General features: G+C 32.6%; 10 protein-coding genes and 1 pseudogene. All 11 read right to left on the reverse strand.

Going from position 1 to position 18,378, the window contains the following annotated elements; all coding sequences use genetic code 11:
• Nucleotides 1-30: 30 nt before the first annotated feature.
• Nucleotides 31-510, reverse strand: a complete 480-nt coding sequence (locus AACQ14_RS13625) for a helix-turn-helix domain-containing protein (protein WP_193774444.1) — start codon at nucleotides 508-510, stop codon at nucleotides 31-33.
• A gap of 296 nt (nucleotides 511-806) precedes the next feature.
• The gene (gene ebgR / locus AACQ14_RS13630; protein ID WP_339364127.1) at nucleotides 807-1,823 is read right to left on the reverse strand and encodes a transcriptional regulator EbgR; all 1,017 of its coding nucleotides are present in this window, start codon (nucleotides 1,821-1,823) and stop codon (nucleotides 807-809) included.
• Between the two features lie 53 nt (nucleotides 1,824-1,876).
• A complete protein-coding gene (locus AACQ14_RS13635; RefSeq protein WP_339364128.1) occupies nucleotides 1,877-4,216 on the reverse strand; it encodes a glycoside hydrolase family 65 protein in 2,340 nt (779 codons plus the stop codon).
• Nucleotides 4,217-4,227: 11 nt separating this feature from the next.
• Entirely contained in the window at nucleotides 4,228-5,124 is an 897-nt protein-coding gene (locus tag AACQ14_RS13640) for a DMT family transporter (RefSeq protein ID WP_339364129.1), read from the reverse strand.
• A gap of 100 nt (nucleotides 5,125-5,224) precedes the next feature.
• Nucleotides 5,225-8,278, reverse strand: a complete 3,054-nt coding sequence (locus AACQ14_RS13645) for a glycoside hydrolase family 2 TIM barrel-domain containing protein (RefSeq protein ID WP_339364130.1) — start codon at nucleotides 8,276-8,278, stop codon at nucleotides 5,225-5,227.
• Between the two features lie 84 nt (nucleotides 8,279-8,362).
• Nucleotides 8,363-9,178, reverse strand: coding sequence for a carbohydrate ABC transporter permease (locus AACQ14_RS13650; protein WP_339364131.1), 816 nt, complete (start codon nucleotides 9,176-9,178; stop codon nucleotides 8,363-8,365).
• Nucleotides 9,175-10,062 carry a carbohydrate ABC transporter permease gene (locus AACQ14_RS13655; RefSeq protein ID WP_339364132.1) on the reverse strand — a complete coding sequence of 296 codons (888 nt, stop codon included), beginning with the start codon at nucleotides 10,060-10,062 and terminating at the stop codon, nucleotides 9,175-9,177. The genes AACQ14_RS13650 and AACQ14_RS13655 overlap by 4 nt, the downstream gene beginning before the upstream one ends.
• 103 nt (nucleotides 10,063-10,165) lie before the next feature.
• Nucleotides 10,166-11,464, reverse strand: coding sequence for an ABC transporter substrate-binding protein (locus AACQ14_RS13660; protein WP_339364133.1), 1,299 nt, complete (start codon nucleotides 11,462-11,464; stop codon nucleotides 10,166-10,168).
• Between the two features lie 481 nt (nucleotides 11,465-11,945).
• The gene (locus tag AACQ14_RS13665) at nucleotides 11,946-15,101 is read right to left on the reverse strand and encodes a type I restriction endonuclease subunit R (protein ID WP_339364134.1); all 3,156 of its coding nucleotides are present in this window, start codon (nucleotides 15,099-15,101) and stop codon (nucleotides 11,946-11,948) included.
• A gap of 49 nt (nucleotides 15,102-15,150) precedes the next feature.
• Complete coding sequence (locus AACQ14_RS13670; protein WP_339364135.1) at nucleotides 15,151-16,332, reverse strand: restriction endonuclease subunit S; 1,182 nt, start codon at nucleotides 16,330-16,332, stop codon at nucleotides 15,151-15,153.
• A 1-nt stretch (nucleotide 16,333) separates the two neighbouring features.
• Nucleotides 16,334-18,346: pseudogene (locus tag AACQ14_RS13675) on the reverse strand (N-6 DNA methylase); the annotation flags it as partial.
• Nucleotides 18,347-18,378 lie beyond the last annotated feature (32 nt).

The following is an 18,378-nucleotide window of genomic DNA, read 5'->3' on the forward strand; positions in this document are numbered from 1 at the left end:
TTCATATAATTTACCATATTTAATTGTCTTTTACTCGTCTATATCGTACCTTAGTGAACGTTTCTCTATTTCTATTTCTATATCGCTAAGTAATTTTTGTATATTTTTGATCTGAGGTATTATCTGTCTTAGTCTGATAATTTCATTTTTATCAACGATACCATCCGCTAAAACTTCAAATAGCTCATTTTTGAATGATTCCAGTACCCTATTGGCATTTATTAATCCATAACCAGATTCAAATAGTGTTTTAGGAGCTGAGTATGGATGATCCTCTTTACCAATGAGACAGCACTCTGAACAGTGTTTGCGTCTTAGAACTGGATTCTCATATACTTTACTCATTGCGTATACAATTTCTGGACTTGGTGCATTTTCACCTGTTTCATATCTTCCTAGGGTTGCAGCGCTGACATGTAATCTATCAGCGGCTTCTTCTCTGTTGAGAGGGCATGGATTGTTGTCATTGAATTTTTCTCTTGCTTCTCGATAGATATTTCCTTTTTTCATTTTTTTGTTCCTTTCCCACATTCGCCTTATTCTTTAACTTTTATTAACCTAATTAATCTATTAGAATGTTCGTATCACATAATATTGGATAGTGATTATCTTTTACGCTAAGTTAATTATACAAATTGAGTATGGGTTTGTCTATGGTTTTGGCGTGAAAAAATTTTCCTTTGTTAATGTAGAACCTTTTTGTAAAGGAAGGATATAAAATAAAAAAACAAGTCACCGTCTTGTTTTAGATTATATTATAATACAGCTGTTAACCTAGAGTAGGTTCCACAGCTGTTTTCTTAACTTTATTCTGTTAAAATTCTAACACTTTCCCTAACAATAAGCTTTGTTGGAATTTTTACTGTAATGGGAATCTCTCTCTTATTTTCTATCTTTTCAAGTAACAACCTAACCGACATACTACCCATTAACTTTGTATAAATCTTGACTGTAGAAAGTGGTGGTATACTAAACTTAGCAGTTGGTATATCGTTAATACTTACAAGTGAAACATCCTGCGGTACCCCAATACCCTTTTCGTGCAGTGCTCGAAGCACTCCAATAGCCATTGAATCATTTGCTATAACATAAACCTCTGGTAATGTATCCGCAGCAATCTTTTCTTTCGCAACCTTATAACCTGAATCTATAGAAAAACTGCCTATAATCACATGATTTTTATTAAGCATATCTTTATTTTTCATATATTGAATGAAAGTCTGTTCTCTTGAATCAACAATAGGTGCGTTATAGATATTATCACGGCCACCGATATACCCAATATCTTTAAATCCATTGGCAATCAAATAATCCAATATATTTTCAATTACTCTAGTTAAATCAACGATTACTGAATCATATTTATTATCATCAGGTGAGCTATCGACAAAAATTATATTCTCTGAAATAGTTTTAAACAATGCTATACTTGCTTCATTAAAATGACCTATTGCAATGATACCATCTGCTTTAATAGAAGGACTAATATAAAATTTCTCATCTTCTTTATATACTTTTTCAATTTTTATTTTCCTATTTTTGCATTCTAACTCAATACCGTATCGAATAGATAAATAATAAGGATCTTCAACCTCTAAAGATTGTGGAAAACCATTAATAATCAAGAACTTTGTGGTTTTATTTTTCTTAATCCTCTTGGAATACTTTTCAATTAAGGGAACATATTCCAATTGTTCAACAACTTCATAGATTTTTTGTCTCGTCTCTTCTTTAACCGTTATACTCTTGTCACCATTAAGCACTCTGGAGACTGTTGCAGCAGAAACACCTGCTAGATCTGCAATATCTTTAATAGTTGCCATATTCTCACCTCCAAACATATTACATTACTAGTATACCGTATTCTAGTAATATGTCAATTTTTCACTATACAGTCTTTGCATATTTGTGAGGCTGATTTACGCTCTTCATTATTGACTCTGTATGGAATAGAATCCTGTGATTTAACCACTACATCATCTTTAGACACTGTAATATGCAATGGGGTCCCTTTCCATACAATATTGAATGAAACCATACCCCAATTATCTGGCAATTTAGGTTTAAAATGTAATATACCATCACTATCAATAGCCATACCACAATACCCCATTACAACGCATTGCCATGTTCCTCCTGCTGATGCAGCATGCAAACCTTCACGAGTATTACCTTGATTATTATATATATCCACAAAAGCTGATCTTGTTAGATAATCGTAAGCTCTTTTGGAATCTCCTACTCGAAGTCCCATGAGACAATGAATGCTTGGGCTTAAAGACGAACGGTGAAGCGTTCTCTTTTCATAATACTCAAAATTAATCTTTTGAGTTTCCATATCAAATGTATTCTCTAATAAGAACATTAACATAACCACATCTGCTTGTTTTAGTATACTGGTTTTTTGTTTTGGAATTTCTCGCATTCTCTGAGGAGCAATAGGCATATTGTTTTCATCCCATTCCGATATTGTCACATCTTCCAAATCAAAGTAGCCATCAAATTGCTCAATTAACCCTTCAGTACCTTTCAAATTAATTTTGTTAGCAACGTTTACCCACTCACTCATTTCTTCTTTACTAAGATTCAACTCTTCACATAAATGAGTATACAGCTCATGATTGTTTTTTTCATAGTGTCCTATCCGTTCAACAGCCTTTAATATATTCCATTTAGCCAAGTGGTTTGTGTAGGCATTATTATCAATAGGCTCATGCCATTCATCTGGTCCAGTTACCTTATAGATATTATACTGATCTAATTCTTCTACATACTCACAACGTGAAACCCAAAAACGTGCTGTTTCCAGAATAATCTTAATACCCTTTGTCGCCATAAACTCCTCGTCATTGGTTACTTCAAAGTAGCGATTAGCACCATAAGCCACTGCAGAGGTAACATGATGCTCATAATCTGCTACATAGCAACGGTAACAAGTTCCATCGGGTTCAATGGTCCATGATGGACACTCTTCATCACCTGTATCCGCTGATTCCCAAGGATATTTCGCCCCTTTATATCCATTAGCTATTGCATTTTCTTTAGCTTTATCTAAGAGATTATAGCGATATTCAACTAGCTTTTGAGCGATATTGGGAAATACCCATGTAAAAAACGGAAGAGTAAAAAGCTCAGTATCCCAGAATGCATGACCACCATATTCTTCACCATGAATCAGCTTTGCCCCTATATTAGTCCCATTATCCTCTGGATTAGGCGTGCTCATAAGATGGAAAATATTAAATCGTAGTGCTTTTTGAAGTTCATCATCTCCTGTGATCTTTACATCTGCAGCTGCCCATAGCTGTTGATAAGCATTAAAATGAGCCTTTAACTCTTTCTCAAAACCATTATTCACAAATAGAGTGAGCTGTTTTTTACAAGCCTCATAAACGTTATCAAAATGGCGTCCAGTACATATTGCAGCATACTTGTCAATAATAAGTGTTTCTTTTTCTTCACATAATGCATCAAAAAATTCTGTAGCCATTTCTCCAAAACGTGAAAACCTTTTGCTACGGCATTTATCTTCTTCATTATCATTTCTTATTTGGATGGCTGTAGCTGTACCAATAGGTAATTTAAAATCTCTTGTTTCGCTCTCAACATAACATCCCATACCTTCCATATCATTAATATCTAGGGTATTCAGATGTTTAACTCGAAATCTAGGAAAATCAATAAAATTGGTTATCGTTCCATCAACATTATTTTCAAACTCTATCAACCCGCTGTAATTTAAAGGTGTAAAATAAGTTCTATGGGTACCAACATTGGTATTTACTCTGCTTAAAAATTTAATTCTTTCAATTAAAGTTTCCCTACCATCACTGGAACAAACAATATAATGTTTGCAAACAATACCTTTTTTCATGTCTAAGATTGTAATAAAATCTTTAATGTCTTTACAATCTTCAATACCTATAGGATTGCATTCATAATACATCTTAAGTTCGACCCAATTGGGTGTATTGGCTAACTCTCTCATAAAAGCTTCTGATTTATCAAAAACACCATTAATGTAGTTTGCTGGTAGTGTTTTACGAACACCACCTTCTTCAAATATAGCTCTGTTACCCATATTACCATTGGCTAATCCAAATATGGATTCATAGGCTAGATTTTCTTCTGGGTCATAGTTTTCTCTTGCAACAAGCCACTCATCTTCTGAGATGAATGATCGTACCTTTTCTGTAAATCGATTTCTTAGTGCCATGTTATACCTCCTTATGCCTCTTTATTATTCACCGTACTCCGGGGTTCGTACTCAGCAATCATAATAGCTATGAGCACAAGAATAGCACCCAATATCAACTGTATACGAATAACCTCATGAAAAATGATAATTGAAAACAAAGTTCCAAAAACAGATTCCAGAGATAAAAAAATAACTGTTTTATTAGCATCTACTTTTTTCTGTGCAATAGTTTGAAGCAAAAAAGCTACTCCAGTGCTCACAATTCCAAGATAAAGAATAAAAAGAATCGCTTTACCATCTAATTGGAATGATGTATGCATAGGATTCTCCATTACCATAATCATTAATCCTGAAAACAGGAAGGCAAAATACATCTGGAGTGCCACAAGCTTCAAGGAAGGCATTCTATGAATAAAATAATCATTACATACAATATGACCTGCAAATAGAACTGCACATATAAGTGTATATATATCACCTATATTCATACCAAATTCATCTTTTAGAGTTAATAATCCAATACCCAACAAACATAAAATTGCTGCTACAAATACCTTGTTTTTTGGACGTTTTTTATAAAAAACCCAATATATAAAAGGTACAATGACAACATTAGTAGCTGTCAAAAATGCATTATTTGAAGGTGTTGTATATTTAATACCGTATGTTTGAAATGCAAACGCACCATAAAGCAAGAACCCTGTCAACATTCCACCAAATAAATCTTTCTTCTTTATCCTTCCAATTGACTTCCAAAAAATAATCGTTATAAACAATGAAGCCACAAAAAATCTTAATACCAATATTGTTAATGGAGAAGCCCCTAGATTAACTGCCAACTTAGCAGCTATAAATCCACTCCCCCATATGATTGCAACAAAAATTAACATACCCTCATAGATAAAATCTTTATGTTTTTTTATCATATTGTCTCTCCAATTAGTTCACCTAGAGTATTTCATTATTAGTTTTTTAAACTTAATTATTATTGATATGAAATACTCTAGGTTAAATATTTAATTTCTATTAAAATTGCTTTGCTTTCTGTATGATGGATTCATTATTACGCTGTACAGCCATCAAACGAACGTGATAGTCAAAGCTTATTGCTTTTAATTGATGCTTTGGTAATTGTATAGGTCCACAACTATTACTGCCCAACCCATTTTGAACATAATCAATATCCATCACAATAGCATCCTGCTTTTGTAATTCATTGATATGTTTTGCTTTATCTAAATCTTCATCTGTATAATAGCTTGCACTAAAATTCAATGGCTTATTTCCTTTAAATAGGACCATGGTTTCTGCATTGTATAGAGAAACCCATACCATATCTCCACGATTACCATTTTCCTGTGGGAATGGATAAGGCGTGTATAAGCCGTTGATAGAACTATCGTAAACACCCATCTTACTACTTTCCTTACTATCCGGATAGTTTTCACCAGGGCCTCTACCTAACCATTTAACTTGTTCAAAATCCTTATTCATAATAAGCGTTAAACCAATCTTAGGTAACATGGTTATCATAACACCATTTGGGTCATGGGGTTTACCATGAACTCTTAAGTCTATTTCACCATCTGCATATATTTTATACTCATACATAGCTTTATAGAACCACTCTTGATTAGGTGCACCTACAATAACAGGAGAGATAATCTTTATATAATTATCTTCTTTATCCCATTGTAGTCCTTTAGAAAACTCTTTCAAAAGATTAAGTTGATATTTCTCCTTCCATTCCTTAATGGTATACATATCATTATCAATTGGTGCTCTCCAAAAATTAAGCTTGGGTCCTTCTTTAATAATAACTTTATCTCTATAGCTATACATCATTAACCTGCCTATGACCTTATCAAAAGCTACTTTAAAATCCTGACCCATGATGACTAATTCATCATGAGATTCTTCAACTCTCATCGTATTAACACTGGTATTAGATGCTTTATATATTTTTTCCCACCCTAGATCAAATTGAGCATCTGCCACAATTTGATTGTCTGTAGCCCAAACAGGTGGCTCTTCATACACCACTTCAAAATTAATATAATAAGGTGTGTTGTATTCTATTTCATTAGGTCTCATATAATTAATCTGAATAATTTCTTTTTCATTAGGCTGAAGATTATTTACTTTAATAGAGTCACTTATATATATATCATCATCATATACAATGGACCATTTTATGGTATAGTTATCTAATGTGATAAAATTATACTTATTCCAAACTTGAAAAATTCCCTTTTCCAAATCAACCGACTCAATCTTAATCGGCTCAATCACCTTTTTGAATTCAAACAAGCCTGGTGATGGTGTTCTATCTGGAAAGAGTAAGCCATCAAGATTAAAATTACTATTATGAGGATTATCCTTGTAATCCCCTCCATATTTATAAAACACTCTTTCTTCTTCATCATAAGCTGCAATACCATGATCAATCCATTCCCAAACAAATCCTCCATGTAAACGATCATACTTTTCAAACACTTCTTGATAATCTTTTAGCGCTCCAGGTCCATTTCCCATAGCATGAGCATATTCACATAGGATATGTGGCTTGGTATTATCAACATCTCTTCCTATATGCTCCAGATTCTCAATATTAGTATACATAGTACTGTAAACATCTGAAACCTCTACATTTTTATCGCCTTCATAATGAACAAGTCTTGACGAGTCTAAGTCTTTTATTGCGTTTGCCATAGCAACAAAGTTAGAGCCAAACTCGGATTCATTACCTAATGACCACATAATAACGGATGGTCTATTTTTATCACGTTCTACAAACCTTATACCACGCTCTACATAGGCGTCTTCCCAATCCTTATCTGCTGTAATCCATTTATAATTTGTTGTCAATTCAAAGCCATGACATTCTAAGTCTGCTTCGTCAATGACATATAAACCGTATTTATCACAAAGCTTATAGAAATAAGGCATATTAGGATAGTGGGCTGTACGAACAGCATTAATGTTATTCTGCTTCATCATTAACACATCTGTTTCCATGTCCTCTTTTGATACAGTCCTACCAGTATAGGTATTAAAATCATGCCTATTCACACCACGAAACATAATACGCTTACCGTTAATGCAAATTAAACCATCTTTTATATCTATTTGACGAAAACCAATTTCATCTACAATTTCTTGAATGATTTCACCACTAGGATTCATTAACTTAATTCTCAGCATGTGGAGATGAGGTTCTTCAGCATTCCACTGTTTTGGTTCTTTTACAATATCTTCTAATATAATTTCTGTTACATCATCTGGTTGAATGTCAGAAATAGGTATTACCTTATTTAATAGCTCCCGTCCTTTATCTTCTATTGTAATCAAAGCAGTATAGCTTTGTATTATTTCCTTGGTTTTGTTGTCTACTTTCACATTAATCTTTACACGAGCATCCTTATACGCATCATCAAATGTTGTAATTAATTTATAATCCCATATGGATACCTGTGGTACAATCTCAATCTCTACATCACGAAAGATTCCGCTTAGCCACCACATATCTTGATCTTCTAAATAAGTACCATCTGACCATTTATAGACGATGACTGTAATTTCATTATCCCCACTAACAACAGCATGAGAAATATCAAATTCACTAATCATTCTACTTCCTTGACTATATCCTACGAATGTATTATTGATATAAACATGAAAAGCACTATCAACGCCATAGAATCTTAATAGCATCCTTTCATCCATAATAGCATCAATTAGATTAAAAGAGCGCTTATAGATACCCGTAGGATTCATATCTGGAACACGAGGTGGATCCACAGGAAATTGATAGTACATGTCCGTGTAGTGCATCTGTCCATATCCCTTAATCTGCCAACATGAAGGTACTTCTATGTCATCCCAATGATCGTATTCGTATGGTTTAGCATAATAATCTTCTTTAATCCGCATTGGAGAATCCATAAATTTGAATTTCCAATCACCGTTCAAGCTAATAATGTTATCATCTATAGTATAATGTCTACTAGAAAAATAAGCTCTTGCATCTAGTCTTTTCCTATGTAAAACATTTAAATTTTTCCAATCACTTAATATCATAATTGCCACTCCTATTGCATTATTTACATGATTTATATATTAATGTGTTACTTGAGATAATTGCATAATTATTATACTAATATCTTATTTGATTCCTGACATGGATATCCCTTCAATAAATCTTTTTTGGAAAAAGAAATACACCGCTACTACTGGTATGATAGTTACAGCAGATGTTGCAAATAAGCCGCCAAAATTCGTCGTATTTTTACCTGAAAACATATTCAATGCAACAGCTAGTGGAAATTTCTCTTGTGAATTGAGTACTAAATAAGGCCATAAGAAATCTTCCCAGTTCCATAAAAACAAGAAAATAGAGAGAGCGGATATCATATTAATACATAATGGTATAACCATCGTATGAAAAATTCTAAATTCTCCTGCTCCATCCATACGAGCTGCTTCTAGTAATTCATCAGGCACACCGTTCATAATATACTGACGCATCATGAAAATACCAAAACTTGATAGCATAGTAGGTGCAATGATTGCAATGTATTTATCTTTCCAACCAAAACTTGTTATCATATCATATAAAGGGATAACAGTAATAATATAAGGTATCATCATGGAAAATAATACAATTCCAAACAATATCTTTTTTCCCTTAAATTGAAACTTAGCAAGAACGTATCCACAAAGCAAGCTTGTATAAACAGCGATGACTGTCTTTACAGTTGATAAATAGATTGAGTTAGCGAAAAAACGGCCAACGTTAAATTTTTCATTGATATTTATGTAATGCATAAATGTAAACTTTTCGGGAAAGAAAGTCGGAGGATAGCCAATTATTTCACTATTCGTTTTGAAGGATGATAGCATTAACCAAATAAAAGGTATTAACATGGTTATTCCTCCTATAAATAATAATACATACACGAGAATACGTTTACTTTTCACTCTCTTTCTCCTCCTTTCAACACTTTAAACTGTATAAAGGTTATGACTAAAATAATAGCGAATAATACAAAGGTTATGGATGAAGCATAACCAAAACGATAATTTTTAAACGCTTCCCCATAAATCAAATACATCAATACATGTGTAGTTGTTCCAGGTCCACCTTTTGTCATAATAAATATCTGTGTAAATGATTGGAAGTATGAAATCATAGATGTAATTAAAACAAATATAATAGTGGATTTAACAGATGGTATGATAATATGAAGTAACGTCTGAAGTGCATTAGCACCATCAATCTTTGCTGCTTCAAGTATTGTTTTGGACACATCCATCAATCCGGCCAAGAAAATAATGACAGCATAACCTACATCCTTCCAAATTGTCATCAGCATAACTGATGGTAGAGCTAATTTTTCATCGAATAGAAACTTTACATCAGTTATACCAAAAGCCGCCAATATCGTTTGAAATAATCCGATATTAGGGTCATATAACCATTTCCAAACAAGAGCGACTGCAACAATAGGCATAATAACAGGAAGAAAATACAAACCCCTTAATAAACCTTTGAATTTATTAATTGAATTAAGACCTAGTGCAATGATAAAGCCTAATACAACTCTACATGTAACGACTACAGCAACAAAATAAAGTGTGTTTGTCAAAGATTTGTAAAAGAGTTTACTGGAAAAAAGAGTTTTATAATTCTCTATACCTATAAAATCAAAAGTATTCTTTAAAGGATTCCAATTTGCTAAACTACCTATAAATGCATATATAATAGGCCAAAAGAAAAATACGCTGTAGAAGCCTACCATGAGAACAACTGCTAATATTATGATTAATTTCTGTGACGATATTTTTTTCTTGCTCGTAATCACCAATTCCACCTCACTGTTCCTTCATTTATGAGAGTATGAATTATACTTTTAGAAACAGGAGCTGTCAGATGTCAGCCCCTGTTATATAAAAGCCTATATCATACTATTTTAATTGATCAGTATCCTTATATTCATTCTCCAATTTCTTGACGCTACTTAAATCCGTATTTTTCAGATTTTCTACTCCATTTTTTAGCGCCTCTTCTATGTTGTAATCGTTAATAAGAACATCTTGCATAGTTTGCTTAATCACTGTTTCGTACTCACCAGGTAATACCATAGGTATCATCCTAGGCATTTGAACTTTTATTGCATCAATGGTTGAAGATTCTTCACCTTTATCTGCTAAATCTGTTCTTGATGAAACACCACTAAAACCGTTAGATATACTTAACATAATCTCATCATTATCAAGTACAAACTTAGTGAAATCAACTAATATATCATATTTTTCATCATCAACTTTTTTACCGATTCCAAAGCTAAGCTCCATATCAGCACGTGTAACGACTGGACTATCTTCACTCACTGTTGGAATTGGGAATGCTTTGAATTTCAACTCTTCATTAGCAGTATTAAACCATTTATGCATCCAAGCATGACCATATATAATGGATGATTTACCTTTAATAAACGAGTCCTCTGGAGAACCATTACCTAAAGTATAATCACTGATTTTTAATTCCTTTTCCCACTTCTGCATCATCTCTAAAGCATTTTTACCTGCTTCTGAATCAATCGTTGTTTTTCCTTCATCATCAGCTAAGCCTTGACCTTGTTGATACATCAAGTCTGCCATAGTATACCAAGTACTTACATCAATACCAGCTCGTACAATTTTACCATTATCGACAACTGTTAATTTCTGAGCTACGTCCTCTAGCTCATCCCATGTCTTTGGTATATCTGCGTCAGTTAAACCAGCATCATTCCAATGATCCTCATTTAAGTACATAACTGCTCCATAAAATACTAATGGAACAAATACTGGCTTTCCAGTTTCACCAACAAAAAGACCGGCATCTTTGATATTGCTAAGTTCACTTACTTCAAAAGGTAATTCTCTTGAATTAGGCACCAATAAATTGGCATATGCTGTATGAGACATGAACATATCTGGACCTGTTCCTGCATCTAATTCAATTGGTAATTTAGTCCAATAATCCCCCCAGGGTTGTTGTTCAATCTTAAATTTTACATTTGCATTTTTTTCTTCATATGCTCTAAACATATTATAAAAAAAAGGATATTCCGCTTCATCTCCAGGTATCCAAACTTTAATTTCTGATACTACAGTTTTTTCTGTTTTATCACCATTTGTAGAATTCTTTTCTTTTGGTGAACACCCAATTAATGAAACCATTAGCGTCAAAACCATTATTGATACAAAAATCTTTTTCATATACCTTACCTCCACTAAATTTTTAATTATATTATAGTAATTATTTTACTAAATTTCATATGGTTTGTCAATATTTTTTTCGTTTTACTCTATATATTTGACAAAATTAGTCTATAATTCCCCATAAATTCAGTAATATTTATTAATTATTTAATCTTCCCATCTGTAGTTTCATATGCTCAAATCAACTATTACCGATTTATTTTGCATAATAAAAAATCAATAAAACTCTTTTTTATACATTTTTTTAAATTTACTTACTTAGAATATTAAGGCTGAAAAATTATTTTTCTCACAAAAACATTTAGTAAATATTTTACTAACTTTCATTTTCTGTACTCAAACAATAAATTTATAATTCACTGTCCTTCTGCATGTTGTATATGGCTTTCATACTGATTATAAAATACGAAGAACCATCTTGCTGGCAATGGCAAAATGGTTCTTCGTATTTCATCTACAAATAGCTCTGAATATAAATTTAATCATCACTTGGCAATTCTATCTCAAATCCTCCAACTAAGACAAATCTCTTAAGCAGGTTATGGGCTTTAATATTTACTTTATAAGCTGGAATAGTTACACCCTCAATTTTTTCAAAATAGACTTTTGCTTTTTCTTTATCAACAGTGTTTTTAAGAGCATCAAAACGTCCATACTCATTAAGGTTTGTTTTTGTCAAATGAGAAGTCATCATATTTCTTAGCATGTTTTTATCAACGCCTAACACTTCTGCAATATCATCAATCTCTGCATTCTTAGCTTTTAATTGGTATTGCGTTATGTACTCTCTAAATGTTTTATTATCTTCAAAATCCACATTCCCGCTTTGTATATCATGTAAAAATATAGTAGCATACTTTTGTTCCTCTTGACTTAAGGAAGCAAATGATTTGTGAAGTTCATCTAATGTCTGCTGAATTAAGCCATTATTTCCCTCTTCACCATTAAGTGTCTTCAGGAATTTATCAAACCTAGAATTCATGTAATCTGCATCAATGACGTCGGTATCAATCTCAGTTAAATACCCATCAATTTCAAAAGGAATACTGTCTGAGCCACCACCACCGCCACAATTAAATAGTTCTTTATAACGTAGTGCTAATATTAGGTAAGTGTTTTCATCAAACTTCATCTCTACTACAGATTTTCGTTTACCCCTGCCATTACTAAACTCATATCTATACTTACTCCATTTAAATCCCTGAATTTTACTTGCTTCTAAATAATCATTCAGCTTCTTAAAAAGCTTAGAAAACTTACCACGTTCTGAATTATCATCTGGCAGTTTTTCAAAATTCATGATACCAGCATTGTGAAACAAATCAACAATGTCATCATAAATCCCATTCATTTTCTTCAAATTATCTCCAAGTCTTTGAGAAAATAGTTCAATTGGCTTATCTCCTGAATATAGTTTTACTGCTTCATCAATGTTTTGTTCCATTGAATGAGGATACCTGTAATATCTAATCGTTCCAAAAGGTTTTTCTGGTCCAAATAGACGATTCGTTCGTGAAAATGCTTGAATAATGTTTTCATATCTAAGTATCTTATCCATATACAATGTATTTATCCATTTTGAATCAAAACCCGTAAGCATTTGGTCAACGACAATCAGCAAATCTATTTGTTTTTCGGGAGTTCTCTCTAATCGAATATACGGCTTCTTATGTGCAAGTCTTGCTGCAATATCTTTCTTGAACTTAGAATGGTTTTTCAGCGTAAATTTCTGTCCATATAAATTATTATAGTCAGTGATTATTTCAACCAGTCCATCCTCTTTAAATTTAACATTCCCATCATTATCAATATTGGGATCAAACAGAGCAGTAACTTTTAGTTGTGGTTTCATTTCTTTTATTAATCGATAGTACGCTATTGCTTCTAGTATGCTGTCCGTTGCGAATATTGCATGGAATTTACTATTATGACTTAACTGTATCCAATTTTCTATTATATCTTTTGCTACTATTTGACGATGTTCAATTCGGTTATACTGAGATTTTGGCAGATAATCTTCAATTCCTTTAACATATTTACCATCCCGATCAATATATCCTGCCATTTCCACTCTCGAGGAATCCATATATTTATAATATACTCTGCTCTTTTTGGCATCACTAACAGCTTCTTCCTCTGTTTTTGCCTTTGCTAACCATAAGGCAACCTTTCGTCTTACATCTCTGTCTTTATAAGTTAGCATTTTGTAAGGGTCAAAGCCAAGTACGTTTTTATCACGTATACCATCTGCAATACTATATCTATGAAGCTCATCTCCAAATACAGTAAGGGTGGTATTCAGTTTCTTTTGATTTTCATCCTTAATAGGTGTTCCTGTAAATCCAAAAAATATTGCATATGGAAATGTTTTTTTAATAATTCTTAACATCCCACCAAAGGTTGACCGATGAGCTTCATCAACAATGAACACAATTCGTTTTGAATTCATAAGCTCAATATCTTCTGCATTAATTCCTTCTTGTTCATCTTTTATATTGCTCATTTTTTGAATAGATGTCACAATCAAAGTATCCGATGGATTTATACTTTTTAGCTTGGTAATTAAAATGCCTGTGTTTTCAGTTGCTTGTACATCTTCATTTTCTTCAGCAAAGCCTCTATATTCTTGTAATGACTGAGTACCTAGTTCAATTCTATCCATTAGGAAAATTACTTTATCTGCATCTTTTGAGTTTGCAATTAACTGAGCTGATTTGAAGCTTGTCATTGTCTTTCCAGAGCCTGTCGTATGCCAAACATAACCACCAAGTAGATTTTCACCCTTCCAATCAATCTTTGAAACTCGGTCAGATATAGCATTGGCAGCATAATATTGATAACTACGCATGACCTTAAGAATACCATCAGAATCATCTGCTACTGTATAAAATCCAATTAATTGGTGTGCCATTGGGATAGAAAGTAAAGATGAAGCAATATCTTTCCAATGATTTATAGGCTCGTTATTAAAATCTGCCCAGTTAAAATAGAAATTCTTATCAAACTTTCCGTCAGGTCCAGGATTTGAAAAATAAACAGTCTCATCAGGAGTCATCGCAATAAATATCTGAATTAATGAAAAGAGTCCTGTAAAGATACCTTCATCCGAATATTTTTCTATCTGGTTATACGCCTGACTAACTGGTACGCCATTCCTTTTCATTTCAACATGCATAACAGGCATGCCGTTAATCAACAGCATGATATCACCACGTCGATCATTCAATATCTTCGATTTACTCTTAAACTTAGGCTGTCTTACAATCTGATATCTGCTTTGTCCAGCGGCTATCTCTCTACGATCATATATTTTCAGACTAATTTCTCTTCCAAAATGCAAAGTGTCGTCTGGATTGTCCCTTGTAATAGACACTGTCTTACCATTAATAAACCCATTTAGCTTCAGCGGTGTTCTTAAATTAGTAATCTGTTCCAAAATCTGCTGCATCTCTCCATCTGTTAATGGATAGTCATTCAATCTATCTCTCCCTCGATTATTATCGAAGAGAATCTTTGCCCAGTTTTTAAGTAAATCTTTTTCTGTAGGATATTTTAGAACTTCTTTTTCCCAGCCTTTTTGTGAGAGTATCTCTATAAAGGCTTGTTCAAAATCTGCTTCTTTTGTAAAAGTCATAATTCTATTACTCCTTTACTGATATGCTTTTTATATGCTTTGAAAATACTTAAACAAACATTTTTTCAAGACATGATTCTTTTATATTTTTTAATTTATCTAGTTGATTCTCATGAAGGGTAATAAGATTGTCAATTTGTTTAAAGAGTTCTCCTATTTTCTCTTGTTCTGTAATCTCTGGAAGGAGTACTGTTGTAGATTGTACTAACTCACTATTAAGATTATTTACAACTCCACCAGATGCTAATGACTTATACTGGTCTAACATATAATCAGACGAAAGCATCTGTAGTAAATATTCTATGTCGAACATTTTTTTCTTATCACGAATCAATAACCAACCATCGTGAATACAACCATCTACCTGCATTATATAGGGTCTACCAAAACTCATTGAGTTCGATAATATTAAATCTCCTATAAAAACTCTACGTGATTTTTTTTCGCCTTCAAGCTTTATTTTTTCCTTAGTAGAAGTAATATATCTAGACCCTTTTGCAACATCACCAATTTTAATCCAATTAATGCCATTTACATCATTTATTATAAAATCTTCAATTGGTCTAGGAGATCCACCACGCTGAATTAAAACACATTTTCCAAACTCACGCTGTTCCCAAACATCAGTATGTCCTTTAAATCGTATCTCAGGAATATCATTATTCTTTTCAGGAAACATTTTGTTTAACATAGCCTTTTTGATGCTTAATATTTTTTTATGCTTGCGCTGATGAAGGGTTATTATTTTGTCTAAATTTTCTAGTAATGATATTATCCTCTTTTGTTCTTCGATTTCAGGAAAACACATATCCATCTTTGAAATCATTTCTAATCTCACAGAGTCAACAGATGTTTTAGCAGTCATTGACATAACTCTCTCATAAAAATTCAGCGAGAAGTTGTAATAGAAATATTTGCCCAGAACCCCGTTAAAATCATACATTTGGTATACTCTTTGATGTAGGTCATACTTACCATTTACATAATGAAATACCTTTCCAGTGCCTACTCCATCGCCAACAGTAAGTACAGCTTCTTGATCATAAATATATCTATTACTATGTTCGATAATTGGTGATCTAACATAAAAACGATATTTTCCATCAGAAACATTATCTTGAGTATTGCTCTTTCCTGTCGATATTGAGCATAGTTTCTCAACCTTACACTCTTCCCAATCATCATAAAAACCTTCAAAACGAATCTCTGGTTTTCTATTCTTATCAGCCATACTACTCACCCTTTAACAATGATTTAAACTCACTGAGACCTTTCATATCGTCTTCATCTCCAACAAGTTCATCAATAAGAGAGGCTAATATATTTTCCGTTTCACTTATTTCCTTCGCTATATCTGAATACGTTGTGGCATATTTTTCCGAAAGTTTTTTAACCTTATCTGATAGTTTATTAATAACTATCTCTGGCAAATTATTTAAAGATGTTACAAGTGGTCTAATCCATTTTAGTTCAAGTAGTTCATAAACTTGGTTATCTGTTAGTTTTTCTATTGTATCTTTTGTTAATAGATGTAATTCAGCTGATTCTTTCTTTATTTCCGCCTTCAATCTTTTTTCTTCAAAAATTAACTTTTCAACTTTTAGTATTTTATCTTCATATGAATCCTGTTCAACTGTATTTCCTTTTTTAATATTAGTTTTAATCTCCTTGACTTCTTTAGCAATAGCTTTTGTTACAAATCCATTTTTTGCTTCATTGACTGTCTCTAGTTCCTTTTCTTCTTCAGATAGCGAATCAAGAATTCCTTCAAATTCTGTTGATATCTCTAAGAGCCTACTTTCTTTCTTTCTTAACTTATCCAGCTCATCTTTCAAATAAGTTTCTTGAACAAGTTCAAAAGGCATAATATGACCAATCCATCCCTCCTGTACTTCTTGTTCCTTTCCTTTTTTCTTTTTAATAACCATGTTTGGATTGACTTTTCTTGTGACAGAAAATCCTTCTGTTTGAATGATTTCTAAATCCACAGCTAATGTAATCCACTCATTATCAAGTAATTGATATGCTTCATATTTATCTATCAACGGTATGCTTTCTAAACGTTTAAATATATCCTCGCTTAGTATTGTTTCTTCTTTAGCAATATTCACTGATTCCATATTTATTAACAATTCATTCTCAAGATAAGTATTAAAATCCTCAAAGGAAATCTTAAAATCCTCCATGAATTTTTTAACACTGGGATGCTCTTTGATTGTCTCTTTAGCATCCTCTACTTTTAGCTCTGCATTCCCTGTTAAACTTGAAGAAAATAGAGCTTCCTTTAACTCTAAAAACGCTTCCCAATACATTTCAAGTTCATCAATTTCTTTTTCTGGAATACCCCCAAACATTGACGCATATATATCCCAGCTTTCAGCAGGCTCAGAAGAATCGACATATCTTGGTATATTAAGATTATACTCATTTTCACGTATTTCTGTCCTCTTGACCTTTTTTGAATATTTTGAAATAGTTTTTCTGCTAACAACAGTATCAACTATTCTTTTTATATCAGAAGCCCTAAGTTTATTGTTCTTTCCAACCTTAACAAATCCCTTTGATGCATCTACAAATAATACATCTGTGTTCTCTCTCTTTTGTTTTAATACCATTATGATTGTTGGTATACCTGTCCCAAAAAATATATTAGGTGGAAGTCCTATAATTGCATCAATATGATTCCATTCTACTAACTTTTCACGGATACTACCTTCTTCCCCGCCACGAAAAAGAACACCATGAGGTAGAACAATAGTCATAATGCCGTCTGGTTTAATATGAAACAAATCATGTAAGAGAAAAGCATAATCTGCCTTTGAATTAGGTGCAAGACCAAATCTTGCATATCGAGAATCTGTTTCTTTATTACTTGAGTCCCATTTTTGCGAGTACGGTGGATTGGAAACAACCGCATCAACGTAAAGTGGATTATATGAGTTGATTGGATCATTCTCATCAAAAAATGGCCAATCATTTTCTAATGTGTCACCATTACGTGTTACTATATTATTCGGTGAAATCCCACGCATAACCAAATTCATTCGTGTAAGGTTATAAGTATTTTGTTTCAATTCCTGAGCATAATATCTAATATTATTTTCGTTATCCATATGCTTAGCAACACTATGTCCAATATTTATAAGTAATGAACCCGATCCACTCGTTGGATCATATATCTTTATTTGTTGTCTATCTTTTAGATGGTCTGCAACTATTTCCGACATCAAAAGCGACACTTCATGAGGTGTAAAATAGTATGGTAAAAATTATATTT

The organism is Vallitalea maricola (assembly GCF_036985595.1).
GTDB classification, from domain to species: Bacteria; Bacillota; Clostridia; order Lachnospirales; family Vallitaleaceae; genus Vallitalea; species Vallitalea maricola.

Bases quoted from the DNA above. Each gene is read 5' to 3' on its own strand.
- ebgR (WP_339364127.1), bottom strand. From the start codon at position 1,823: ATGGCAACTATTAAAGATATTGCAGATCTAGCAGGTGTTTCTGCTGCA.
- AACQ14_RS13645 (WP_339364130.1), bottom strand. From the start codon at position 8,278: ATGATATTAAGTGATTGGAAAAATTTAAATGTTTTACATAGGAAAAGA.
- AACQ14_RS13660 (WP_339364133.1), bottom strand. From the start codon at position 11,464: ATGAAAAAGATTTTTGTATCAATAATGGTTTTGACGCTAATGGTTTCA.
- AACQ14_RS13635 (WP_339364128.1), bottom strand. From the start codon at position 4,216: ATGGCACTAAGAAATCGATTTACAGAAAAGGTACGATCATTCATCTCA.
- AACQ14_RS13625 (WP_193774444.1), bottom strand. From the start codon at position 510: ATGAAAAAAGGAAATATCTATCGAGAAGCAAGAGAAAAATTCAATGAC.
- AACQ14_RS13665 (WP_339364134.1), bottom strand. From the start codon at position 15,101: ATGACTTTTACAAAAGAAGCAGATTTTGAACAAGCCTTTATAGAGATA.
- AACQ14_RS13640 (WP_339364129.1), bottom strand. From the start codon at position 5,124: ATGATAAAAAAACATAAAGATTTTATCTATGAGGGTATGTTAATTTTT.
- AACQ14_RS13670 (WP_339364135.1), bottom strand. From the start codon at position 16,332: ATGGCTGATAAGAATAGAAAACCAGAGATTCGTTTTGAAGGTTTTTAT.